Below are 22,346 nucleotides of genomic sequence, written 5' to 3'. Positions count from 1 at the left end.
GATATCCCTCCTTGTGCAAACGTTCGCATTTCTGTAGCTCGATTATATCATAGGTGATGATGACCCACTTCCATTAAGGATATGGAAATCATTCATCAAATATAATCTGTTTTGATTCATGACTATTTTCAATTCCAAATACCAGGATTTGATTTCAATATTCCGGGTGGTCTCGGTAATAATATAAAGATAGGTTTCCATCATTTTCTGAAGAAAGCCCACCCCTTTTCTTTTTCCCCTTAATATGAACTTAAACAATTAAATGAAAAATTTAGTATTATGGAACTCCGATATTACCATTTTGATTTTTAGGTTTGACTAAATATTTTTATTAGGGTAACCTAAATAAAAAGAAGTGGAGGTGCCACATGAAGAAGATGATCGTGTTCTGCCTGCTGGCTGCTATACTGCTCCTCTCCTATGGATGCAGCAGCGTGCAGGGCGAGGAGGATGGACAGCCGGATGTCGTAGTCACAACGACATTCATCTATGACATGGTGCAGGTGCTGAGCGAAGGCGTTGATGCATTCGACACTTCATTGATCATTCCGGCCGGGGAAGACCCGCATATCTATCAGCCGAAAGCCAGTGACCTTGCACTGATACTGGACGCCGACACGCTGCTCTATCAGGGATTGAACTTTGAAGGACGGATGGCGGATGTACTGGATGGCGGAACATCCATCACCGAAGATTTTGATGAAACGGCCCTGCTGCAGGAAGGCGAAGGCGAGGCAGATCCGCACTTCTGGTTCGATATCGAACTCTACAAGTCAGCGGTGAATACCGTAAGCAGCACACTATCCGAGGACTATCCTGAACACACAGATGCTTTCCTTGAAAATAAGGAAGCATATTTCAAATCTCTCGATGAACTGGATGATTATGTCGAGGAACGGATTGATGAAATTCCCGAGTCTTCGAGGCTCGTCATTACGCCACATGATGCCTTCGGCTATCTGGCTGCCAATTATGACCTTGAAGTCCATGCACCGCAAGGCATTTCAACAGATGCCGAGGTGTCCAACAATACAATCGAAGCGACAGCAGATCTGATTATGGAAAACAACATCAAGGCGGTATTCATAGAAACCACTACAAATCCGGACCGGATGCAGCGCCTGAAGGAAATCATCCAGTCGAGAGGCGGATCCGTCGAAGTGGTCGGCACTGAAAACGATGCACTGCTGTCCGACTCGCTGGGTGAAGCCGGCAGTGAAGGAGACACATATATCAGCATGTTCAGGCATAACATCGATACCATTACAGATCATCTGAAATAGGGAGGCAAACACATGGAAACACTCATCACAATAAAGGATCTGAACGTCGCCTATCAGGAAAAACCTGCACTATGGCATGTCAACATGTCCATTCCTGCCAATAGCCGCACTGCAATCGTCGGTCCGAATGGTGCAGGCAAATCGACGCTGATCAAATCCATCATGACGCTGATCAAACCCATATCCGGTAAAATAGATATCGACGGAAAAGATGTCAGACACGCTTTGAAAAGAATCGCCTATGTGCCTCAGAAAGGTGAAGTCAACTGGGATTTTCCTGCAACCGTACTGGATGTGGTGCTGATGGGCCGGTACGTCCACAAAGGGTGGTTCAAGCGTCCGAATAGGCAGGATTCAGAGATCGCCCTTGACGCTCTTAAGACCATGAAGATGGAAGCCTTCAGAAATCGCCAGATATCCGAGCTGTCCGGTGGCCAGCGTCAAAGAGTGTTTCTTGCGCGTGCCATTGCACAGAATGCAGAGATCTACATCATGGACGAGCCGCTTCAGGGCATCGATATTACGACCGAGAAACTGATCATTGATGTCATGAAGGCACTGCAGCAGGAAGGAAAGACGTTTGTCGTCGTGCATCATCAGCTGGATACGGTCGAAGACTATTTTGATCATGCTGTCATTTTGAATAAGACAGTCATTGCACAAGGACCTGTAGAGGCAATCTGGAATGAGTCCAATATCGAAAAGGCCTACTATGAGATGAGTGGTCACCATGATTGATATACTGACAAGCTACACTTTCATGATCGTAGCGCTTGGGACGGTCATCCTGGCCGTTGCCTCGGGAATCATCGGCACAGTCAGTGTCATCAAAGGGCAGAGCCTGATCGGTGATGCTGTGGGACACGCCACTTTTCCCGGCATCGTGCTCGCCTTCATGCTCGCCGGCACCCGAGAAACGCTTGTGCTGGCACTTGGGGCGCTACTGCTCGGCATCATCGCCTTCTTCACCATCCAGATCATTACCGAGCATTCTAGAATTACGCTCGATGGTGCACTTGCCCTTGTTCTTTCCTCCTTTTTCGGCCTTGGCATGGCGCTGATGAGCTTCGTACAAGGGAATCCGGACTTTGAGGGTACACAGGGGTTGTCCGACTATATATTCGGGCAGGCCGCCTATATGCTGCGCAGTGATGTATATCTCATACTGGCCGCCTCGGGCGCGAGTCTGCTGGTTTTCATACTGTTCTACCAGCAGCTTAAAATATATATATTCGACCCTGTCTACAGCCGCAGCATCGGCATCAGCAATATGCTGATGAACTTCATGATTCTCGGCATCACCATTACACTGATCGCCGTCGGCCTGAAGGCCGTCGGTGCCATCCTTATCGTCAATCTGCTGATTGCACCTGCTGTCGTCGGACAGCTCTGGTCGGATCGATTTTTCCACGTCCTCATCATTGCCGCCGCTACAGGTGGGATCTCAGCATTTGCAGGCACCTACATCAGTACCGCAGGCAATGACATCGCCACCGGCCCGGCAATCATACTTGTCCTGTCAGCATTCGTGCTCGTGTCCCTGCTGTCTGCAAGGAAAGGACTGCTCAGACGCAGTATCCTGAAAAGAAAAGTGGGTGAACGCTCATGATGATAGAGGTCCTGTTTGTATTGATTGTCACTGCAATGGCTGCCAGCCTGCTCGGGGTCTTCCTGGTACTGCGTGGCATGGCGATGGTTACCGACGCAATCAGCCATACGATACTGCTCGGCATCGTGCTCGCTTTCTTCGTGACCAATGACATCCGTTCACCATGGCTCATCATTGCAGCGAGCCTCGTCGGACTCGCTACCGTCTATATCATTGAGCTTGTTTCAAAAACAGAACTGATCCGCCAGGATGCCGCCATCGGGTTTGTATTTACAGCCCTGTTCGCCATCGCAGTCATACTCGTTTCGAAATTTGCGGGCAATGTGCATCTGGATATGGACGTTGTACTTATGGGGGAAGTCATTTTTGCGCCATTCAACCGTATCGATATACTGGGTGTGAGCATTCCGAATGCCCTCTGGCAGCTCTCCATCATACTGCTTATCAACATCGCCTTCGTCACCCTGTTCTACAAGGAGCTGAAAGTGACAAGCTTCGATCCTAAATTTGCATACATTGCCGGCTTTTCGGTTGCACTCATCCACTATGGTCTCATGACGCTCGTTTCGGTCACTGCAGTTGCAGCCTTCGATGCCGTCGGTTCCATACTTGTCATCAACTTCTTCGTTGCGCCTGCTCTGACTGCGTATCTGCTGGTCAGACGACTCGGTGCGATGATTGGACTCGCCATCGCGTTTGCAGTACTGAACAGTGTCGCAGGCTATTTCATCAGCTTCCATTTTGACTTGTCCGTCGCTGGAACCACCGCTTTCGTAGCACTGATTACGTTCATGATTGTATTTCTGTTCAACAGTAAAGGATTCATCATCCGGCGCATTCAGAAACAACACCAGAAGAAAACGTTCAGCCGCGCCATGATAATGATGCTTATGAATGAAGCATCGCATGAATCCCTGAGCCAGAAAGAGATCATGTCGCACTTCAACTTGTCTGAAGCCCAGTTCAACCGGCATATCAGCTACCTTATCGCAAATGAATATATGGAAAAGGACGAAGAAAAATACAGGCTCACCCGGCGCGGCGAAGAATTTACACACTATACGCGACTCAAATACGAGTTGCCCGCCTAGAGCGTGTACTTCATAATGAATAGATGAAAGACCGGACCAGGAACGGAGGATTATTTTGAGCCCGACTAAAGAAGATTATTTGAAAATACTGTTCGAACTTGGTGGAAGAACAGAACAGGTACCGAATAAGGAGATTGCCAATCGACTGAGCATCTCACCCCCCACCGTGACGGAGATGATGAACAGCCTGGTCAAGTCCGGCTGGGTGGTATACACACCCTACAAAGGCAGCAAGCTCACCCGTGAAGGCACCGACTATGCAAAGAGAATGATCAGAAAGCATAGACTCTGGGAAGTGTTTCTTGTGAAACACCTCGGCTTCTCGATCAATGATGTCCACTCGGAAGCCGAACTGCTGGAGCACACTACGAGCTCCATACTGGCGGATAAGCTTGAACAGTACCTCGACTACCCGGAGCATTGTCCTCATGGCGGTGCCATTTCTGTAGATCGCATGGAGGAACAGGAAGTGCGGACCATCCACCTGACCGAGGCGGAAACCGGCACTCCGGTACGCATCTCCCGCATTGTGGATGATGAAAAGCTGCTTCACTATTTTGAGAACCATAACTTGGGAATCGGCGACCAGGTTACTGTGAAGGAGCGGGACAGTGCGCTCGATCTGATAACACTGCATCATGACACTTCCAACAAGGAGATACAGATCAGCCAGACCATCGCCCAGTATCTTTTTGTCGAACATATATAGCACAAAAAAGCATCCGACCATCAGATGGAAGGATGCTTTTCGCTATGGCTGCCAATTCTATTTATCCTGGTTCGGCAGTGTATTGTGCATATATTTTGGTGCTGGATTGAGCACAGGGATTTCTCCATATGCCTTCGGAGTACTTTCGTACTGGAACTCTGCCGCACCATCCGGTGTTACGCCATCCATCCACTCAAGCTGGGAACTGCCTTCACCTTCAGAGAAGTTGTAGAGTTTGTATGAGAACTCTGTCGCTTCCATATCTTTTGTCACTGTGGAAGGAGCGACAACGCCTTCCTTCTCTTCCAGATCCTTGATTGCTGCAATCCACTGGTTCTGGTGCATTGTGTCTCTGGCAAGCAGGAAGGACAGCATTTTCTTGACACCAGGGTCATCCGTCATTTCATAGAGACGGGCCACCTGGGTGCGTCCCTGGGATTCGGCATTTACGTTCGCTCTCATATCTGCCAGCAGGTTTCCACTCGCTATAATATAACCACCACTCCATGGTACGCCTACGCTATTCTCAGGTGCTGCCCCAAGACCTGTAACGATGGCATGATGCGGATTCATGCCGCTCATGATGGCGCCGATTGCCGGGTCTTTCATCGCTTTTTCCTGCTCATCAATCGGTGCACCATCAAGCAATCTTGCAACCATTGTTGCGAGCATTTCTATATGGCCGAGTTCTTCTGTCCCCGTATCCAGTATGAGATCTTTATACCTTTCGTTGCCTCTCGTGTTCCATCCTTGGAATAAGTATTGCATCGCTACTGACATCTCACCGTATTGGCCGCCAATGACTTCCTGTAACATCTTCGCAAATACCGGATTCGGTTTTTCCGGTTTAGCTTCGAACTGCAATTCTTTTCTATGGTAGAACATGGTATCCCATCCTTTTCAATATATGATTTACACATGTAAGGTACCCTGTAACGATTTCATGAAACATTCATATAAAAAGAGCAGCTGCCTATTTGGCAACTGCCCCACTTCCTATTTTCCTTGTCCATCCTTGAGCCATTTCGCAACCTCGACTGTCCGTCTTGCCTGGGATTTGACCGCATCTTCGATATCGCCGACAATGCCGTTTTCGTCTACAGTTGCTGAGACGCCATACGGATTGCCACCTGACGCAAACTGTACAGGATCCCCGTAGCCTGTCGGAACGATGATTGCACCCCAGTGGGCCATCGTCTTGTAGATTGACAGCACTGTCGCTTCCTGACCACCATGCGGATTCTGTGCAGAAGTCATTGCACTGGTCACTTTATTCACAAGCTTGCCCTGCGCCCATAGGCCACCTGTTGTATCTATGAATGCCCGGAACTGGGAAGCTTCCACGCCAAAGCGAGTCGGTACACTGAATATGATTGCGTCCGCCCAGTCAAGGTCGTCGGTAGACGCTTCCTCGATATTCTGCGTTTTTTCATAATGTTCTTTCCATGCCGGATTCTGCTCGATTGCTTCCATCGGCGCCGTTTCCGCCACTTTACGTAATCTCACGTTCGCGCCCACACTCTTACCTGCTTCTTCAGCCCATTGGGCCATCTGGTGATTGGTACCGGTTGAACTGTAGTAGACTACAGCCAGATTCAGTTCTTCCATGATATCTCTCCTTCGTAAGAATGATGTCACAGATAAGATACATTACAGTGAAACATTTTTTCCCAGCTTTTTGAGCAGGTCAATCAGTTCTCCCTTTTCTTTCGGGTCGAGGCCGCCTGCAACCTGCTCAAGGCGTGCTGCATGATCGGGAAAAATCTTATCCATCAACGATTTTCCTCTACCCGTCAAAGAAACATACGAAACACGACGGTCCGCTTCATACTGCTCTTTCTTCACATAGTCCTCCTTCTCAAGATTGGTCACCACGTAGGTGATCGAACTTGATGAAATCAGTACTTTCTCCCCGATGTGCTGGACCTGTTGAGGTCCTTTATTGTATAAGAGTTCCAATACGGCAAAAGCAGTAGGGTTGAGCCCGTGCTTCCGCATATCCTTGAATGCTTCGGTTTGAAGCGCATGAAAGGCATGGTGCAGCACAACATACAGCTTCAGTGACAGTTCCCTATTATCCGACGATTCCATTTCCTCACCTCTTCACTTATGATGCCATCTCTGTTTCATGGTCATATCGATCATTTAATTGTACTATATACCTCTTATTATCCTAAATATTAAATTTCATGTTTTATCGCATGGCGTTTGTTATATATATGTAGTATACATGTCAAACTGTAAAAACTTAATATGTTAGGAGCATACTTATGTCTGAAAAACCAAAGAGAAGTGGTTTCAAGGCGATTGACTGGAAAATCTTTCTCCCTTCTATTCTTCTCATCCTACTCATCAGTATTCCACTGGCACTTTTTGAATCGGAATCTCTGACGCTCTTGAACGGCATCTTCGATCAGATTGTTGCCAATTTTGGCTGGGGCTACATATGGTACGCCACGCTTCTGCTTGCAGCGGGCCTCTACCTGTCATTCTCAAAATACGGGAAGGTTGTACTTGGTGCGCCGAATGAGAAACCTCGTTTTTCACTGTTTTCATACGCCTCAATACTCATTGCCATGGGACTCGGGTCCACAATCATGCGAACCGGCATGGTGCAATGGGCAGAGGTTGCCAATAACCCGCCGTTCGGTATTGAACCCGGCTCTACAGATGCCATGCTTTGGGGCAACGCCTATTCCATGTACATGTGGAGCTTCCAGATTTTCTCCATATTCGTCATGACAGCACCTGCAATTGCATATATCATCCATGTGAAGAAACGTCCGATGATGCGCGTCTCGGAAGCAACCCGCGTAATATTTGGAGACCGTTTCACTGATGGAATCGGCGGCATACTGATCGACGTTCTGTTTCTGGTCAGCATTCTTTCAGGTGCGGCAGTAACACTGGGTCTTGGAACACCGATCATTACATCCAATCTTGCTGCACTGATGAATATCGAAGTGACATTCACCATGACGATGATTGTCACATTCATCTGGGTCGCACTATTCTCACTCAGTGCCTACCTGGGCATCGAGAAAGGCATCAAACGCCTGAGCCTGCTGAATGTATATCTTGCAGGGGTTCTGGCGCTGTTCATTCTTGTAATCGGCCCCGGAATCTTCATTCTCGACTATTTCACAGATACCGTCGGCCATTTGCTGAACAACTACTTGACCTATTCCTTCTTTACGGACTCTTTGGCAGTGGAACAGACAGCACATATGCGAAGCCATATGATTTTCTGGATTGCCTATAGTGCCACATGGGCGATGCTGCATAGTGTATTCGCAGCGAAAATTTCAAGAGGTCGCACAATAAAGGAAATGATTCTGACGTATCTTCTTGCACCGACAGCACTGTCATGGATTGCGACCGGCATACTGGGTGGCATCGGAGTACACAGACAGCTGAACGGTCAGCTTGATATTCTTTCTCTGGCACAAAATGAGGAAGCGGTACAGATGATTCCTGACATTCTGCAGACCCTTCCGTGGTCCGGGCTGGTCATGGTGCTCTATATCATCATTGCAATGATCTTCCTGACCACTACACTCGATTCAACAACATTCACAATTGCTGCATATACCAGCAGAAATGACATGAGTGAAAATGATCCATCGAAATTCCTAAGGATTTTCGTTGCACTGGTCATCACTGGACTTGCGCTCGTACTGATGCAGATCGGTGGACTCGCACCACTTGAAGTCATATCCGGCATGATGGGGCTGCCGATCATTGTCCTGCAGTTCCTGACCATCTACGCCGTCAAGAAGATGATTGATGAAGATGAAGCCTGGAAGTACAACATCCGTACACCTGATGATGCAGAAACAAACGACGAATACAGCTATAATAGCCAGTAGAAACTGCATATACTAAATAATCCAGCTCCATAGGGAGCTGGATTATTTTTATCATTCTACTGATTGACTTCTTTTCCGAGGAAGGATCTGAGCATCCAGTTGTTCTTTTCAATATCCGTCACCATGCCGATGAAAATATCAGCTGTGCGGTCATCTCCGGCTGCTTCTGCTGCCTTGATGCCTGAATTCAGCTCTTCAATCACAGAATCATAATCCATTACAAGCTGTTTCACCATGGCATTGGCATCCACATCGTATTCCGCTTCCTTGACACTTGCTTTTTCAATCGCTTCAGACTGTTTGCCAATGGGTTCTCCGCCGATTGCAAGCAGCCTTTCAGCCAGTTCGTCCACATAGGTCGAAGCCGTATCATAGAGCTCCTCGAATTTTGCATGAAGGGAGAAGAAATTTGCTCCCTTTACATACCAGTGATAGTTGTGAAGCTTTGTCCAGAGTACTGTGAAGTTGGCGACCTGTAGGTTAAGTGCATCTCTTACTTCCTGCTTGCTGTCTGTGCTAGCCATTCTTTATCACCCTTCTTTTAATATGATCATATTAATTATACCCTTGGCGTTTCCATTCAAACGCCCGTGCCTCGTTCTTCACATAGTGTTCACAGTCTCAGGAAAATTCCATTCTCACATACTTTAAAGACTATAGTTCAGAACGGTGTGGCGGGGCGTAATGCTCGAGATAGTTGCTTTCCAGATCATCGATATGACGCTTCAGTATGTCATCTATTTCCTTCAGTTCCGTTTCATCGAGAATCCAGTTGCTGGTACCTTCGACATCTTTCAGCTGTTCCGGTTTTCGTGCCCCCCACAGCGCGATGCCGAGCCCAGGCTGGGACAGAACCCAACGTATGGCAAGCTGCGGCATGCTCTTGTTGCGCTCCATAGCGAAGGCTTTCAGGTCTTCAAGCGCATCCATGTGTCTCGTAAACTGCTCTTCTGAATACATCGGGTGGCTGTGTCTGATGTCTTCCTCTGCAAACGTCGTCGACTTGTCCATTTTTCCGGTAAGCATGCCATGTGCCATAGGTGCCCACGCAAGCCCAGTCATCTGATGCCTTTCGCCATAGGCGAAGCAGTCTCTCTGTCCACGCTGGAACATGTTGAACTGGTTCTGGGTGACGTGCAGCGGCGACTCCTCGCGGAATTCATCCATTTCCCGAGGTGTAAAATTGGTAACCCCGATGGCACGTATCTTCCCTTTATCATACAGCTGCTTCATCATGCCGGCCATTTCAGCCATCGGTACTTCCTTGTCTCGCCAATGGACCTGGTATAGATCTATATAATCCGTCTTCAGGCGTTTGAGCGTGTTGTCCACTTCCTCTTCCACGCGTTCCGGGCGCATATCACGATAGACATCCCCTTGGTTCGTCCAGTCGATGCCCGGTTTGCATGCAAGGACGATATCCTCCCTTTTCACATCCGACTCCTGCAGTGCCTTGCCGATGAAAGTTTCAGACTTCGCGAGTCCATAGTCCGGTGCAGTATCGATCATGTTGATTCCCTGGTCGAATGCCTCATGCACAGTCCGTATCGCTTCTTTTTCATCCGGTTCGTTCTGCCACATGAAGCCACCCATCGCCCATGTACCGAGCGCAATACGCGACGCTTCTATATTTGTATCACCTATTTTTATTCTTTCCATGCCCTCATCCTTTCGGTTCATTCAATTGATCATTTAAGGTTCAGATACCCAGTATGCTTATGACAAAACGTTCGAGGCCGGCCATATGGTAAAGGAAGACACATTAAAAAACCTTCAGAGTCTGTACTGTAAAGTACAGACTCTGAAGGTTCTGCCATCCGCTATTGGATAAGTCCCGCCATCTTCAACCCATGCAGTATGCCATCTTCATCGACATGTCTCGTTTCATACTTGGCATAGGATTTTACAAGGTCGGTCGCATTTCCCATTGCATAGCTGTTGTGTACGGTGGTCAGCATTTCTATATCATTGGGCCCATCACCAAAAGCAAACTGCCTCTCTGCAGAAAAGCCGAGATGATCGATGAGCTTTTCTATACCGTTCGCTTTCGAACCGCCCCTCGGAATGACATCGAGTGACACTGGATGCCACCGGATGAAATTAAAAGCATCGTAAGCTTCCTCATACTGCTGCTCCTCTCCTTCCGGACAGAAGAGCAGCGTCTGGTATAATTCCTTTTCCTCATGGTAGGAGGAATCGTGGGTCGGCGTAATGCCGAGCTTCAGAGTGGAGAGGCCTTCTGTAATATACTCATGTTCAGGTACATTGGAACGCATTTCGTCTTCGCTCAGGTAGACGACCGGATGATCGTTCTCAAGTGCCTGCCTGGTCAAGTCAGCCAGGGCTCTGGCATCCAGCGGATTCCTGTAGACGACCTCACCTTCCAGTACTACATACTGTCCATTGCAGCTGACATATGTATCGATACCGAGCGCTTCCCTGAGCTCCTTGTACATGAACGGCGCCCGGCCGGTCGCAATTGCGACAATGTGCCCCGCCTTTTTCAATTCGTCCACTGCCTGTCGCGTCGTATCAGGCAGCTTCTTTTCAGTGTTCAGCAACGTGCCGTCTATATCAAAGAAAATAATACTTTTATCTTTCATCCTTCGCACCTCATCCTGAATTTTAACTTCAATCTATTTCATCATACAATATGAAACGCCTTTCATGTCAAAGGAAGACCTATTCGACGTTTTCCTTCAAAGTATCGTACCACTCCCTTGTCATAGCTGGATTCTTATCGTTGATATAGGTGTGGACATCACCCCGTACTACGACAATCATTTCATTCCCAAGATCTTCGATATTCAACGAAAAAAAGTATCCCCTTTCGAAAAAGAGCCATGCCGCTGGTTCAACGTACCGAGAACGTTGTGATTGAAAGGGATTTCCGGCATCGCGTCCACCATTTCGATACGCTCTATCTCTTCATATGCGTAGCCGATATGGTCAGGCAGCATGCTTGCATGCGTATCCTCGAATACCACATCGACATCTTCAGTACCACGCGCGAAAAGGAAGATGAATATGCCTGCAATGACCCCGAACCAGATGACTGCCATCACCAGGTGGCTCCTATCATAAGTCACAGTATGGAGCTTCAGGTCGACAATCAGACTCAGAAGCAGCATGGCAGCGAGAAAGAGCCCGATCAGCCATACCGACAGTACAGGATCGATGAACAGGTGCACTCCCAATGCCAGAAGAAGAACGCCAAGCATGATAAAAAGAAATATGCCTTCCAGCCGACCAATATTCAGGTCCTGTACCTTCAGGTAGTCATCGTCCGTAAACCGCCGGTCATCAAAGCTGAAGTATTTCCTTTTCTCGGATATGTAACGGGTGTGAAAAGACTTCAGCAGCAATCCGGCAAATAATATATAGATTAATGTGAATATCATCGGCATTCCTCCTTGGAAAAAGTATGACACAACGCTTCCACAAAGACAAAAGGACGCAATCTTGGGATTGCGTCCCTATTCAATACGCTGTTTCAGTTCTTCGTACCATTGTGAAGTGGTGGCATCATCACTCGAGTTGATATACCTGTAATGGTTATTGGTCACCAGTCGGATCATTTCGCTTGAACGGTCTTCTATATGCAGAGTATAAAGCTTATCGACTATTGTATAATCACCATGGAGATGCCCCCCGATGCCCGACACACGATTATCGACCGGAATCGATGGTTCATCGGAGACCATTTCCAGTTCGTCGATCTCACTAAAATGTATTTCCCATGATTCGTCACTGATCATGATAGTGTGGTCCTCAAATTGAACATCAACTGCCTTCACACTGAGTGTCAGCATAAGATGGATTATTACAGGTATCGACAGCAGTGGCCACACTGATTGCCATAGATACTTCTTTTTTGCTGTCACCTGATATACCTTATAATTGCTTATTCCGAGCAACAGAAGCATGATGGCATAGATTGAAATGATGAGCCATACTGCATTCACCGGATCGATAAGGAGATGGCAGACGACTGCAGTCAGGAAGATGCCAAACGACAGAAAGATGGTGAACTTCTCCAATTCGATAATCCAGGAGTCCTCAATCTGAACGAGCTGCTGTTCTGTGAAGCTGGCATCGTCAAAGCTGAAGTAGCTTCTTCTTCTGGAAATGAAATGCATCTGGAATGCTTGGATAATGAAGGCGAGTGTCGTTGCAAAAAATATTATGGTCTCCATACTGGACCACCCTCGCTCTTCTCATCGATCAGATCCACACCACTGGCCCACCGTCCGCTCATGAATGCTTCCGATTCACCGGTGTTGGCATTGATGTAATGGATTTCCCTACCCTGATCTCCTGATATTACAACCTTCCATAGAGGAAGATGTACAAGCCTTGGTTCGGATGGCTCATGCTGCGGTTTCTTGAGTACATAGGACCGGTCAATCTGCATTGTCTGTACATCCTTTACATATCGGGCAACATCCGCTTCATCAATGACGGGATTGACGATGCTGTTTTTATCCACAGAAACCTCGGAAATGAAAGGCACTGTGGAAAGCAGCCCACGGTAACCTGAAACTGCATCGACAAATATCATATTGGGTATGCGCTTCGGCTTGAATGGCCGTCTTGTCGCAACGACTGTGTTTTTTATGATCCACATCGGATGATGGATGAGCCGACTGCTTTCGATACGCTGCCTGATTGTATTTTCGTCCATGCTCATATTGAACTTCTTCATCATGCCGGATGCTTTTCTGATCAAGCCTGGAAGCGCGTCCGCTGCAACAGTCGGTTCACCGAGCTGCTCGATATATTTTTCCTGCTTGCCAATCAGCATGTCCTACACCTCTTCTGTACGGGCAGCGGCTTTGCCTTCCGCTTCAATATGTGTATGATAGCGGTCGACCTGCGCCTGGATTTCAGATGACGGCGCTGGTGTCATCAGACTGACACCGACAGTAAGAATCAGTGATATCGGTGCTGCGATGATCGGTTCAGCATTTGTAGGGAGAATCTGCAGCGATACGAGTACCAGAAATACTACTGCGCCGCCGAGCATACCTGCGAAAGCCCCCTGCCTGTTCGCACGCTTCCACCAGATGCCAAGGACAAAAGGAATACCGAATGAGGATAGCAGGAAACCGCCAACCCAGCCGACCATGATGGCGATAAGCTGTGGCGGGTTGATCGCAATAAGAATACCGATGACACTCGCCACCAGCATGACGATCAGACTGAGCAGCGTAATCAGCTGCTCGCTCGCATTTTTATTGATATTTTTCTTGTATATATCATATGCGACACCTGCCGATACAGCGAGCAGCATCGCATCCGCCGATGACATGATTGAAGCCAGAAGCCCGGCAAGCATGATGCCCCCGACAATCGGCGGCAGATAATGCTCGATAACCGATACAAAGATCATATCCGCATTGTCCAGCTGTCCGGCAATGCCTAGACTTGCGCCTGCCATAGCAACCACCATACCACTCAGGAAGAGCAGCAGATAGATGAGCGTGCCCCACATCGAGGAGCGTCGTGCAGTTTTGGCATCCCTCGAGGCAAAGTTCCTCATGACAACAGATGGTGATATGATACCGAACCACAAGAAGGCAATGAAAAGACCGAAGTAGGCCATCCATGGCTGGGTGACATCGCCGAAGTTCGGATCTGTGGAAAGGGCATCGCCGAGCAGCGCGGATATCCCACTATGATCGAACAGGATGAATATTGCCAGCACCATGACACCAAGCAGCATGATCGCCCCTTGGAAAAGATCGGTGTAGGTGATGGCCCACATGCCGCCGAGTGCTGCATATATTGTGAACCCGAGGCCGAGAATGATGACTGCCCAGATATAGTCGATCCCGAGGACATACGAACCGATGAGACCTGAAGCAGTCAGTTGCGGCACCATATAGAATGTCATCGCCAGTACAACGATGATGGCTGCAAGAATCTGGACAGAACGGCCGAATCTCTGATCGAAGAAGTCGGGCATGGTCTTGACCCCTGCTCTTCTTACCTGTCCTGAAATCAGGAACATCGCAAAAGGCAATATGCCGATTGCACCGAAAGCATAGGCGAAGAAATACGGCACACCGAGCGTAACACCGGAGCCGACCGCACCCATCAGGGAACTCGAACTGGCAACAGCTGCCGCAATGGCGAACGCACCGACGAACGTGTTGATGCTGGAACCTGCGGTATAGTAGTCGGAGGAGGATGAGCGTGCTCTCCTATAGAAATAAAGCCCGATACCAATCATGAACAGCAGATACAAAAGCACAATGATGGCTTCAGTAATTCTCATATGTATCTCTCCTCTCCGTCTGCTCCTTCACCGATTTCTCGATATGTTCTATCCACAGTACGTAGATGATTGCGAGCCCAAACCACAGGATGATGCCGATCAGCATAAGCCAGGCAGTCAGTGCAACGCCTGCGACGTATGTTTCACTTGGCCACCATATCCATACAAAAGCGGAGTAAACGAGTACGACAATTGCAAGTATGAAGCCAGGATCCTTGAACTTCGATCTTTGTGCCATTTCCATCCCCCATTTATCATATTTCCACTGATGTCCCTCTGTTTTCTTTTTTTGCTTCCTTGTATACACCAATCGCTGCTGCAGAGTCGAAATAGGCAGCCCCTACAGACTTGAAGAAGGTCACTTCTTCCTCACTCTGCCTGCCTTCGACCTTACCATTCACCATATCCATCAGTTCACCGTGAAGATCACTGTATGACCAGCCATCCTGTTCATTTGCGTGGATAAGTTCGCCCGCTTCATGCGTTGCACCATCGAAGTCGTCGATGACAATCTTGTCCGCGCGCTGGATGAACTCGAAATCCACTTCCCGCATTTCAGGCAGATATGAACCGACACCATTGACGTGGGTGCCCGGCCGGATATCTTCCCCCTTGAATACAGGTGTACTGGATCGTGTACTGCAGCAGATGATCTCTGCTTGAGGCACTACCGCATTCACATCTGTGTGGACTTCCACCTCGATTTCCGGATCGATGCCGAAGTCCCTGAGCTTCTGCATGAATGCATATGCCTTGTCGGTGGTCGGATTAAAAAGCATGATCCTGCTGATCGGCCGAACTTCAAGCACGCCGAGCACCTGCTCGAATGCCATGCCGCCTGTGCCGATGGCAAGCAAAGTCTGCGCATCTCTCTGTGCCAGAAGATCCGTCGCAAGTCCGCTGATTGCCCCTGTCCTCAGACGTGTCAGATAAGAGGCATTAAGCAAGGCCAGATGGGTACCATCTTCCGCATCAGACAGTAGGAGCACACCTTGTGTCGTTGATTTGCCTACTGATGGATTATCCGGAAAGATGGTGACCGCCTTCATGCTCATGACCTTTTCATAAGTATCCAGATTCGGCATATAAAGTGCAGATCCATTGGTCTCCTTCGACTCGATGACAGTACGGGGTGGACTGATGATGCTGCCTTGCGCCTTCTGTTTCAGCATGCTTCCGATATCTCTTATGCAGTGGGACATATTATAGAACGACATGATTTCTTTTTCATCAAGAATAAGCATCAAACACCTCCAAATTATTTAAATATTCAAATTAAATCTTCTAATAAAATTATCACATCCGGTTTTCCAGTGCAAGATGGCACAAAAAAGACACTTCCATATGGAAGTGTCTATTTGACGATCATTACAGGGATTGTGGCACGCTTGGCCACCTTATGACTGACGCTGCCAAGGACCATTTCCTGAAATATGTTCAAACCTCTGCTGCCGATGACCAGGACATCATACTTTCCCGTATTCGCCTCTTCGATGATTTTTCTTGCAGGAAGGCCGCGTCGTACCACATATTCATGATCGACTGTCTGCTCATCGAAAAATCGGATGATTGATGATAATGTATCTTTTTTCTGCTTGTTCAGATGCCGTTCTGTCGTCGATCGGACGACATCCTTCTGTGTATCATCCGGATCCATGACATGCAGGATGGTTACATTGACCGTGTCGTCAAGTGCAAGTCTTGCTGCCTCATATCCGGCTCTTCGACTGTTCTCGGAGCCGTCGATGGCAAGAAGTATATTCTTATACATCCGATCACCTCCCGTCTGTCTGATCCGGTGGTTGATGCTGCTGTGAATGATTCTCCTCATCTCCATCCGGTCTTTTCGATGCCTTTCTCATAAAGAAGCCGTGAATCAGCTTTAGAATGGGACGACCAAGAAGCTGCAGGCTGCCGATGACAAACAAGACCGTGCCGAAGGTCTGGGTGGCTGTCCAGAAGAACAGGATGCTCCCGACAGTGAACCAGATGCCGAGTGACAGGTCATTGAGGATGGACAGCAGCTTATAGCGTTTCCTGAAAAAAATTTCAAACTTGCCGACATCCACTTCATAGGCGGTTTTGTCATTTTTAAATTCCGGCATTTCATTCATCTCCGTTCATGACCGGGTAAAATGTCGCTATAGGACAATACCCTATCCGGCCATAAGACAATCTCCAGGAGGTAAAGACCGGCTTATCACAGAAACCATGGCATATGCAGCATGTAGCCGCCGGCTACACCGATCAGGACCACCATCCAGGCAGGAATTTTCCACACAAAGAGCAGGAAGAACAATATCAGAGCGAGTACAAAATCGACGGGTTCCAATATGGCGCTTGTAAAGACGGGATCGTAGAAGGCGGCCAGCAGAATGCCGACGACGACTGCATTCACTCCCATCAGAATACCTTGGAAGGCATCATATCTTCTTAATGCATCAAGAAATGGCAGCGCCCCTGCGATCAGCAGAAAAGATGGCAGGAAGACGGCAATTGTAGCCACAATGCCGCCCGGTATGCCGGACATGACCGTACCAAGATAGCTGGAGAAGGTGAATAGCGGTCCAGGCACTGCCTGGGCCATACCATATCCTGCAAGAAATTCATCCGCACCGACCAGCCCGGAAGGTACAACTTCCCTTTCAATCATCGGCAGGACGACGTGCCCGCCTCCGAATACAAGCGCACCTACCCTGAAGAAAATATCGAAAATATTCAACAGGGCATGGTCAATGAGCCGGTTCAGTACAGGCAGTATGATCAGCAACGATGAAAGCAGGGCTAAAGCGGCAATACCCGTATTCCTTGAAATGCCGATCTTGAAAGGAGTGATATTGGATTCAGCCTGCTGGCGGAACCGCATATAGCCGATCGCTCCGCCGGTAATGATGACAAGGATCTGCACCCATGCGGATGGATAGAGCAGCATGATAGCTGCAGCAACGAGTGCCATCGCGATTCTCGGGCGATCAGGAGTCAGTTTCCTCCCCATGCCGATCAATGCATGCAGGACAACTGCAACTGCAACTACTTTAAGACTCTGTATGAAAAGTGCACCTTCCAGGTCGAACGTCTGATACATCAGAGCAAAAAGGATCAATACGAGAACGGAAGGCAGAGTGAAGCCGAGCCACGAAAGCATGCCACCAATCATGCCGCCCCTCAGTATCCCTATGGAAATGCCGACCTGACTGCTTGCGGGACCAGGCAGAAACTGGCATAGTGCAATGATTTCTGCATATGTCCTGTCATCGAGCCATTTTCTTCTGTCGACATACTCGTCCTTGAAATAGGCAAGGTGTGCCACCGGCCCGCCAAACGATGTCAGACCGAGCTTTGTTGACGTTGCAAGTATTTCAAATAATCGGTTCTTCCTATTTTCAGTCATCCATATCCCTCTTCCTGATAATATAGTCCACTTAAATTTATCAGGTCTGTCATGCCAGCACCATAGAAATGAAATATTTTATTCAACATCTGCATCATGCATCCACTGTAAATGCAATCTTGCCCATCATATCTGCACTTTCCAGGTAGTCGAAGGCTGCTTTGTAGTCGGACAGTGGATAGCTCTGATCAATGAGGGGCCTGATCTGGTGCTTTTCTGAGAAATCGAGCATCTCATGCAGCTCCTCTGTACTCGCCATCGTCGAACCGAGCAGGTTGAACTGCCCATAGAAGAATTTTCTCAGATTGAAATCCACGGTATCTCCAGTGGACGCACCAAATGCCACAAGCGTACCTCCTTTTCGAAGCTGATCGAGTGCCTTGCTGAAAGTCATTGCCCCGACACTTTCGATGACCACATCCATCTTTTTGCCATCTAGTGCTTCATCCCAGTCCGCTTCGCTGTCAATCGCGAAATCTGCACCAATATCGAGTGCTTTCCGCCTTTTCTTCTCTGAGCGGGAAGTGATATAGACTGTTGCCCCGACCGCTTTTGCGAACTGGATCAGATAGATGCCTGCACCGCCTGTACCCCCCGGAATCAGAACGCGTGTCCCTTCTTTGACACCGCCACGGGTGAAGAGTGCGCGATAGGCCGTCATGGCCGACAGGGCATATGCACCTGCCTCCTCCCATGTCAGATACTCAGGCTTCGGCACAGCATTTTCTTCAGGTACAACGATGTATTCAGCAAAAGTACCGTGATCCGGCAACCCCAGTATTTCAAAACCTTCTGGCGGTGCATCGCTGTTTTCATGCCAGCCCAGCGCCGGGTTGACGATGACGGCGTCCCCTGTTTTCACTTTTTCAACCCCTGATCCCACTGCGTCCACGACTCCAGCACCATCAGATCCAAGAACGAGCGCCGGGTCCTCCGGCTGATGACGATTCGGTATCATAAGGTCCCTATGATTCAGTCCCGCCGACTTCAACTTGATCCTCACTTCGCCTTGACCGGGCTCAGGTATACCCACATCACCGTACTTCAGTCCGGCCATGCCCTTCTCCTTTTCATGAAACACTGCTTTCATTTCCATTCCTCCTTCAGTCTTTCATTCATCATAAATGTCCAAAGTCCAATACAGCAAATGAATCGCCCTTATTTTTATAAAATTGTGTGTTTTCATTACAATTGTATAATGGAGAGTGAAAAGGAGGGTGAAAGATGACAGTTACGCATGAAGCAATTAAAGAAGCACGCATGAAAATTGCACCTTATATCAGTATGACACCACTGGTGAGAGCGCCTGCCCTGGATGGATTTCTTGGATGCGAAGTCTACCTTAAACTTGAAAATATGCAGGTGACACAGTCATTCAAATATCGCGGCGCCATCCATAAGATGCTCGGTTTGTCCAACGAGGAGAAAGAGCGAGGCATCATCACCGCCTCTTCAGGCAACCATGGTAAAGCTGTCGCCCATGCGGCAAAAGCTCTCGGCATCGATGCTACAGTGGTAGTGCCGGACACTGCCGCCCCGTTCAAAGTGGCCGCCATCGAGGAGCTTGGTGCAACGGTCATCAAGTGTGATGTGGCAGAACGATTCGCCATGAGTGCACGTTTGGCAGAAAGACATGCCTATACACTTTTCCACCCGTATGATGACGTGGAGATCATCATGGGACAGGGCACCGCTGGACTGGAGATCATAGTTCAGCAGCCGACACTTGATACCATCATTGTACCTACGAGCGGAGGCGGCCTGCTTGGGGGCATGCTCTCCGCCATCAAACCCACTCACCCCGGCATAGGCATTTATGGCGCAGAGCCCGGCATGATGGCGAGATACAGCGAAAGCCTCGCTCGGAAGAAGCGCGTGAAGATAGAGAGCAGAACCACCATTGCAGACGCTCTGGTTACAGATCAGCCCGGGGTGCATAATTTCCCAGTCATAGAAAGGTATGCAGACGGCATGCTGAAAGCTGACGAAGATTCGATACTGAAGGCGATGAAACTGCTGCTTATGGAAGCGAAAATCCTTGCAGAGCCTTCCGGTGCCATTGGTCTGGCAGCATTTCTTGATGGCAGCCATGTACCGGCTGCAGATGAAAAAGTGTGCTTTGTCATCTCGGGCGGAAATGTCGGATTCGATCAGCTTTCACAGCTTGAAACCATTCATTATGAATAGAGAATAGCCATCCGTGGAGCCGGATGGCTATTCGTTCAGCGCCTGTGCAATATACTGGTAGGACTTCCGCTTGTCTTCCGGAGAAAAAGTGATGGTGATGATCATGAATTCATCGGTATCCGTACGGTTCTGGATTGCTCGGAGTGCATCTGCCACTTCCTCTGGATTGCCGATGATCATCTTCTCCTTCATGCTTTGAAGCTTTTTTTTATCTTCAGCTGTCAATTCGTAGGCTTTGGCTGCTTCAATGGACGGTATGGCACCGTCACCGCCATGGGACTGCTGCACTTGCCAGATCAGCCAACTCAATGCTATATCATGGGCCGCTTCGGTCGTCCTGGCACATACTACCGATACACCCATGATGGTATACGGACGGGAGTCTTGACGCGGTATATACTGCTCACGGTATGCGTCCAGAATCTCAGCCCCATCTTCATCACTCATGAACTGGCCGAAGCAGTACAACAGACCCTTTTCCGCTGCAAATGCCGCACTTTTTCTGCTTGTGCCAAGCATCCATATTTCGGGGCTGTAGAGCGGAAGCGGATGGGCCGCCACACGGGCATCCGTATTCTCGACGTAGCCGACCAGCTCATCAACCAGCTCCGGCATCCTGAAGACCTGCTGCAGGAAGCCATCAGAGAGTGCTTCAGATGCTTCCGCAGAACCCCCAGGCGCCCTTCCGATACCGATGTCCACCCGATCCCCGAACAGCGTGGCCAGCATGTTGAAGTTCTCTGCCACCTTGTACGGCTTGTAGTAGGGCAGAAGTACCGCGCCGGAACCGATCCTTATCCGGCTGGTATGGGCACCGATATAGCCGAGGAACACTTCCGGTGAACTTGAAGCCAGGCTCGACCATGCATGATGCTCGGCTGCCCAGAAGCGTGTATAGCCGTATGCATCACCAGTCTGTGCAAGCTTCATGGAAGCCTCGAGTGCTTCCTTCGGTGTCTGTCCCTCTGCAACCGGCGCCTGATCCAGGATACTCAATTTCATATCTCCACCTCCTTAAGCTTCAATTTCTTGAAGCGTCACTCTGAATTCACCTGTCTGGTTTTCCTCATAGAGATTATCCAACGACGTGGAATAGTTGATGATTGTTCCTCTGAATTCAAGATGTTCTTCCGGTATGCTGACATCGAATGTCCCTCTATAGAGCAGTACTGCAACATCATGATAGTCTTCCGTTGTCACGTCGAAAATGAAGGCCACTTCACGCCTGCTGTCCTTCTCGTGCGCTTCATAGTCCTTCAGTTTGATTTCTGTATCATCCAATATGATTCTGTCGACCATCGACTCATCCTTTTTCTCCAAGAATAACACACTGATATTACGTTTCTGCATGCAACTGCTCATACGTAAAGTCCATGCCTCCAGGCCGAGCGTTAAAAAAGAAATGACAATTTTTTTTATCACTACTCAAACAGGGGTATGGAAATAGGAACTGAAAGGAGCGGATGAAATGTCTGAAAAACAAGTACCAAACATAAAGGGAAACGTCGTATCAGGTGTACTGTTCGGAATCGGTCTGATGGCACTGGTCGATGAAATCATCTTCCACCAGCTGCTGCAGTGGCACCACTTCTATGACCGTTCCACTCCATTCATAGGCATTCTGTCCGACGGTCTGCTGAATGCGTTCGCCCTATTCGCTGTTGTGCTGGGACTGTTCATGTTCGCAGACCTGAACCGCAAGCACAATAGACTTATGGCGACATGGACTGCATCTTTCTTTATCGGTCTCGGAGGTTTCCAGCTGTTCGATGGTCTTGTAAACCATAAACTGCTGCAGGTCCATCAGGTACGCTATGGGGTGGAGGTCCTCCCGTACGACCTCGGCTGGAACATCGCCGGGGCTGTGCTGCTCGTCATCGGCATCGTTCTGATGATCCGGACAAGAAAGCAGCGACAGGCGGGATGA

The 22,346-nt window shown here is 48.7% G+C and carries 27 protein-coding genes; 8 read left to right on the top strand and 19 right to left on the bottom strand.

Annotated features, from left to right (window positions below):
- The first annotated feature begins 368 nt into the window (after positions 1–368).
- Genes FO441_RS07655 through FO441_RS07635 form a run of 5 tightly spaced genes read left to right on the top strand, consistent with a single transcriptional unit; the run spans position 369 to position 4,692 of the window.
- Complete coding sequence (locus FO441_RS07655) at positions 369–1,283, top strand: metal ABC transporter solute-binding protein, Zn/Mn family (RefSeq protein WP_145288167.1); 915 nt, start codon at positions 369–371, stop codon at positions 1,281–1,283.
- 12 nt (positions 1,284–1,295) lie between these two features.
- Positions 1,296–2,021 (top strand): metal ABC transporter ATP-binding protein, encoded by a 726-nt coding sequence (locus FO441_RS07650; protein WP_145288164.1) that lies wholly within the window; start codon positions 1,296–1,298, stop codon positions 2,019–2,021.
- The gene (locus FO441_RS07645) at positions 2,014–2,892 is read left to right on the top strand and encodes a metal ABC transporter permease (protein WP_145288161.1); all 879 of its coding nucleotides are present in this window, start codon (positions 2,014–2,016) and stop codon (positions 2,890–2,892) included. Before FO441_RS07650 ends, FO441_RS07645 begins: the two co-directional genes overlap by 8 nt.
- Positions 2,889–3,983 carry a metal ABC transporter permease gene (locus FO441_RS07640; protein ID WP_246095070.1) on the top strand — a complete coding sequence of 365 codons (1,095 nt, stop codon included), beginning with the start codon at positions 2,889–2,891 and terminating at the stop codon, positions 3,981–3,983. Before FO441_RS07645 ends, FO441_RS07640 begins: the two co-directional genes overlap by 4 nt.
- 55 nt (positions 3,984–4,038) lie before the next feature.
- The gene (locus FO441_RS07635; RefSeq protein ID WP_145288159.1) at positions 4,039–4,692 is read left to right on the top strand and encodes a metal-dependent transcriptional regulator; all 654 of its coding nucleotides are present in this window, start codon (positions 4,039–4,041) and stop codon (positions 4,690–4,692) included.
- 57 nt (positions 4,693–4,749) lie between these two features.
- Here FO441_RS07635 and FO441_RS07630 read toward each other — a convergent pair whose 3' ends face one another.
- The 3 genes from FO441_RS07630 to FO441_RS07620 all read right to left on the bottom strand — a co-directional run bounded on the left by FO441_RS07630 (position 4,750) and on the right by FO441_RS07620 (position 6,783).
- Positions 4,750–5,577, bottom strand: coding sequence for a manganese catalase (locus tag FO441_RS07630; RefSeq protein ID WP_145288156.1), 828 nt, complete (start codon positions 5,575–5,577; stop codon positions 4,750–4,752).
- 111 nt (positions 5,578–5,688) lie between these two features.
- Positions 5,689–6,300 (bottom strand): NAD(P)H:quinone oxidoreductase, encoded by a 612-nt coding sequence (gene wrbA / locus FO441_RS07625; RefSeq protein ID WP_145288153.1) that lies wholly within the window; start codon positions 6,298–6,300, stop codon positions 5,689–5,691.
- Positions 6,301–6,342: 42 nt separating this feature from the next.
- Positions 6,343–6,783 (bottom strand): MarR family winged helix-turn-helix transcriptional regulator, encoded by a 441-nt coding sequence (locus FO441_RS07620; RefSeq protein WP_145288150.1) that lies wholly within the window; start codon positions 6,781–6,783, stop codon positions 6,343–6,345.
- Positions 6,784–6,962: 179 nt separating this feature from the next.
- Between FO441_RS07620 and FO441_RS07615 the strand changes: the two genes are divergently transcribed.
- On the top strand, positions 6,963–8,561 hold the full coding sequence (locus FO441_RS07615) for a BCCT family transporter (protein ID WP_145288147.1): 1,599 nt from the start codon (positions 6,963–6,965) through the stop codon (positions 8,559–8,561).
- 56 nt (positions 8,562–8,617) lie between these two features.
- On the opposite strand, the gene FO441_RS07610 is transcribed toward FO441_RS07615, so the two are convergent.
- The 14 genes from FO441_RS07610 to FO441_RS07550 form a co-directional block, all read right to left on the bottom strand.
- Complete coding sequence (locus FO441_RS07610; protein WP_145288144.1) at positions 8,618–9,085, bottom strand: Dps family protein; 468 nt, start codon at positions 9,083–9,085, stop codon at positions 8,618–8,620.
- 130 nt (positions 9,086–9,215) lie between these two features.
- A complete protein-coding gene (locus FO441_RS07605) occupies positions 9,216–10,220 on the bottom strand; it encodes an aldo/keto reductase (protein ID WP_186365504.1) in 1,005 nt (334 codons plus the stop codon).
- A 161-nt stretch (positions 10,221–10,381) separates the two neighbouring features.
- Entirely contained in the window at positions 10,382–11,164 is a 783-nt protein-coding gene (locus tag FO441_RS07600; RefSeq protein WP_145288138.1) for a Cof-type HAD-IIB family hydrolase, read from the bottom strand.
- A 79-nt stretch (positions 11,165–11,243) separates the two neighbouring features.
- Complete coding sequence (locus FO441_RS12730; protein WP_281287292.1) at positions 11,244–11,372, bottom strand: hypothetical protein; 129 nt, start codon at positions 11,370–11,372, stop codon at positions 11,244–11,246.
- Positions 11,369–11,962, bottom strand: a complete 594-nt coding sequence (locus FO441_RS07595) for a hypothetical protein (protein ID WP_145288135.1) — start codon at positions 11,960–11,962, stop codon at positions 11,369–11,371. Before FO441_RS07595 ends, FO441_RS12730 begins: the two co-directional genes overlap by 4 nt.
- Positions 11,963–12,037: 75 nt before the next feature.
- On the bottom strand, positions 12,038–12,757 hold the full coding sequence (locus FO441_RS07590) for a hypothetical protein (protein ID WP_145288132.1): 720 nt from the start codon (positions 12,755–12,757) through the stop codon (positions 12,038–12,040).
- Positions 12,745–13,365 carry a hypothetical protein gene (locus FO441_RS07585; protein ID WP_145288130.1) on the bottom strand — a complete coding sequence of 207 codons (621 nt, stop codon included), beginning with the start codon at positions 13,363–13,365 and terminating at the stop codon, positions 12,745–12,747. Before FO441_RS07585 ends, FO441_RS07590 begins: the two co-directional genes overlap by 13 nt.
- Before the next feature lie 3 nt (positions 13,366–13,368).
- Entirely contained in the window at positions 13,369–14,841 is a 1,473-nt protein-coding gene (locus tag FO441_RS07580; protein ID WP_145288127.1) for a sodium:solute symporter family protein, read from the bottom strand.
- Positions 14,828–15,079: a hypothetical protein gene (locus FO441_RS07575; protein WP_145288124.1), complete on the bottom strand. Its 252-nt coding sequence runs from the start codon at positions 15,077–15,079 to the stop codon at positions 14,828–14,830. The genes FO441_RS07580 and FO441_RS07575 overlap by 14 nt, the downstream gene beginning before the upstream one ends.
- A gap of 16 nt (positions 15,080–15,095) precedes the next feature.
- A complete protein-coding gene (locus FO441_RS07570) occupies positions 15,096–16,085 on the bottom strand; it encodes an ornithine cyclodeaminase family protein (RefSeq protein ID WP_145288121.1) in 990 nt (329 codons plus the stop codon).
- 110 nt (positions 16,086–16,195) lie between these two features.
- A complete protein-coding gene (locus FO441_RS07565; RefSeq protein ID WP_145288118.1) occupies positions 16,196–16,612 on the bottom strand; it encodes a universal stress protein in 417 nt (138 codons plus the stop codon).
- A gap of 4 nt (positions 16,613–16,616) precedes the next feature.
- Positions 16,617–16,946 (bottom strand): YrhK family protein, encoded by a 330-nt coding sequence (locus FO441_RS07560; RefSeq protein WP_145288115.1) that lies wholly within the window; start codon positions 16,944–16,946, stop codon positions 16,617–16,619.
- Between the two features lie 95 nt (positions 16,947–17,041).
- The gene (chrA, locus tag FO441_RS07555) at positions 17,042–18,232 is read right to left on the bottom strand and encodes a chromate efflux transporter (RefSeq protein WP_145288112.1); all 1,191 of its coding nucleotides are present in this window, start codon (positions 18,230–18,232) and stop codon (positions 17,042–17,044) included.
- Positions 18,233–18,326: 94 nt separating this feature from the next.
- Complete coding sequence (locus tag FO441_RS07550) at positions 18,327–19,322, bottom strand: zinc-binding dehydrogenase (protein ID WP_145288109.1); 996 nt, start codon at positions 19,320–19,322, stop codon at positions 18,327–18,329.
- Between the two features lie 134 nt (positions 19,323–19,456).
- Between FO441_RS07550 and FO441_RS07545 the strand changes: the two genes are divergently transcribed.
- Positions 19,457–20,419 carry a threonine ammonia-lyase gene (locus FO441_RS07545; protein WP_145288106.1) on the top strand — a complete coding sequence of 321 codons (963 nt, stop codon included), beginning with the start codon at positions 19,457–19,459 and terminating at the stop codon, positions 20,417–20,419.
- 27 nt (positions 20,420–20,446) lie between these two features.
- Here FO441_RS07545 and FO441_RS07540 read toward each other — a convergent pair whose 3' ends face one another.
- Both FO441_RS07540 and FO441_RS07535 read right to left on the bottom strand, forming a co-directional pair.
- Positions 20,447–21,421: an LLM class flavin-dependent oxidoreductase gene (locus FO441_RS07540; protein WP_145288103.1), complete on the bottom strand. Its 975-nt coding sequence runs from the start codon at positions 21,419–21,421 to the stop codon at positions 20,447–20,449.
- Positions 21,422–21,433: 12 nt separating this feature from the next.
- Complete coding sequence (locus FO441_RS07535) at positions 21,434–21,769, bottom strand: DUF3219 family protein (RefSeq protein ID WP_246095068.1); 336 nt, start codon at positions 21,767–21,769, stop codon at positions 21,434–21,436.
- A gap of 118 nt (positions 21,770–21,887) precedes the next feature.
- Here FO441_RS07535 and FO441_RS07530 point away from each other — a divergent pair, with 118 nt between their 5' ends.
- A complete protein-coding gene (locus FO441_RS07530) occupies positions 21,888–22,346 on the top strand; it encodes a DUF2243 domain-containing protein (RefSeq protein ID WP_145288100.1) in 459 nt (152 codons plus the stop codon).

The sequence above is a fragment of the Salinicoccus cyprini genome (genome assembly GCF_007713705.1).
Taxonomy (GTDB): Bacteria; Bacillota; Bacilli; order Staphylococcales; family Salinicoccaceae; genus Salinicoccus; species Salinicoccus cyprini.
Note: the sequence above shows the minus strand (reverse complement) of the source record. Positions and strands in the feature narration are given on the sequence as shown.

Coding starts and splice junctions, on each gene's coding strand:
- FO441_RS07535 (WP_246095068.1), bottom strand. CDS start 21,769: ATGCAGAAACGTAATATCAGTGTGTTATTCTTGGAGAAAAAGGATGAG.
- FO441_RS07650 (WP_145288164.1), top strand. CDS start 1,296: ATGGAAACACTCATCACAATAAAGGATCTGAACGTCGCCTATCAGGAA.
- FO441_RS07540 (WP_145288103.1), bottom strand. CDS start 21,421: ATGAAATTGAGTATCCTGGATCAGGCGCCGGTTGCAGAGGGACAGACA.
- FO441_RS07615 (WP_145288147.1), top strand. CDS start 6,963: ATGTCTGAAAAACCAAAGAGAAGTGGTTTCAAGGCGATTGACTGGAAA.
- FO441_RS07645 (WP_145288161.1), top strand. CDS start 2,014: ATGATTGATATACTGACAAGCTACACTTTCATGATCGTAGCGCTTGGG.
- FO441_RS07550 (WP_145288109.1), bottom strand. CDS start 19,322: ATGAAAGCAGTGTTTCATGAAAAGGAGAAGGGCATGGCCGGACTGAAG.
- FO441_RS07610 (WP_145288144.1), bottom strand. CDS start 9,085: ATGGCTAGCACAGACAGCAAGCAGGAAGTAAGAGATGCACTTAACCTA.
- FO441_RS07585 (WP_145288130.1), bottom strand. CDS start 13,365: ATGCTGATTGGCAAGCAGGAAAAATATATCGAGCAGCTCGGTGAACCG.
- FO441_RS07605 (WP_186365504.1), bottom strand. CDS start 10,220: ATGGAAAGAATAAAAATAGGTGATACAAATATAGAAGCGTCGCGTATT.
- FO441_RS07620 (WP_145288150.1), bottom strand. CDS start 6,783: ATGGAATCGTCGGATAATAGGGAACTGTCACTGAAGCTGTATGTTGTG.
- FO441_RS07580 (WP_145288127.1), bottom strand. CDS start 14,841: ATGAGAATTACTGAAGCCATCATTGTGCTTTTGTATCTGCTGTTCATG.
- FO441_RS07545 (WP_145288106.1), top strand. CDS start 19,457: ATGACAGTTACGCATGAAGCAATTAAAGAAGCACGCATGAAAATTGCA.
- chrA (WP_145288112.1), bottom strand. CDS start 18,232: ATGACTGAAAATAGGAAGAACCGATTATTTGAAATACTTGCAACGTCA.
- FO441_RS07530 (WP_145288100.1), top strand. CDS start 21,888: ATGTCTGAAAAACAAGTACCAAACATAAAGGGAAACGTCGTATCAGGT.
- FO441_RS07575 (WP_145288124.1), bottom strand. CDS start 15,079: ATGGCACAAAGATCGAAGTTCAAGGATCCTGGCTTCATACTTGCAATT.
- FO441_RS07570 (WP_145288121.1), bottom strand. CDS start 16,085: ATGCTTATTCTTGATGAAAAAGAAATCATGTCGTTCTATAATATGTCC.
- FO441_RS07590 (WP_145288132.1), bottom strand. CDS start 12,757: ATGGAGACCATAATATTTTTTGCAACGACACTCGCCTTCATTATCCAA.
- FO441_RS07565 (WP_145288118.1), bottom strand. CDS start 16,612: ATGTATAAGAATATACTTCTTGCCATCGACGGCTCCGAGAACAGTCGA.
- FO441_RS07655 (WP_145288167.1), top strand. CDS start 369: ATGAAGAAGATGATCGTGTTCTGCCTGCTGGCTGCTATACTGCTCCTC.
- FO441_RS07600 (WP_145288138.1), bottom strand. CDS start 11,164: ATGAAAGATAAAAGTATTATTTTCTTTGATATAGACGGCACGTTGCTG.
- wrbA (WP_145288153.1), bottom strand. CDS start 6,300: ATGGAAGAACTGAATCTGGCTGTAGTCTACTACAGTTCAACCGGTACC.
- FO441_RS07560 (WP_145288115.1), bottom strand. CDS start 16,946: ATGCCGGAATTTAAAAATGACAAAACCGCCTATGAAGTGGATGTCGGC.
- FO441_RS07640 (WP_246095070.1), top strand. CDS start 2,889: ATGATGATAGAGGTCCTGTTTGTATTGATTGTCACTGCAATGGCTGCC.
- FO441_RS07630 (WP_145288156.1), bottom strand. CDS start 5,577: ATGTTCTACCATAGAAAAGAATTGCAGTTCGAAGCTAAACCGGAAAAA.
- FO441_RS07595 (WP_145288135.1), bottom strand. CDS start 11,962: ATGATATTCACATTAATCTATATATTATTTGCCGGATTGCTGCTGAAG.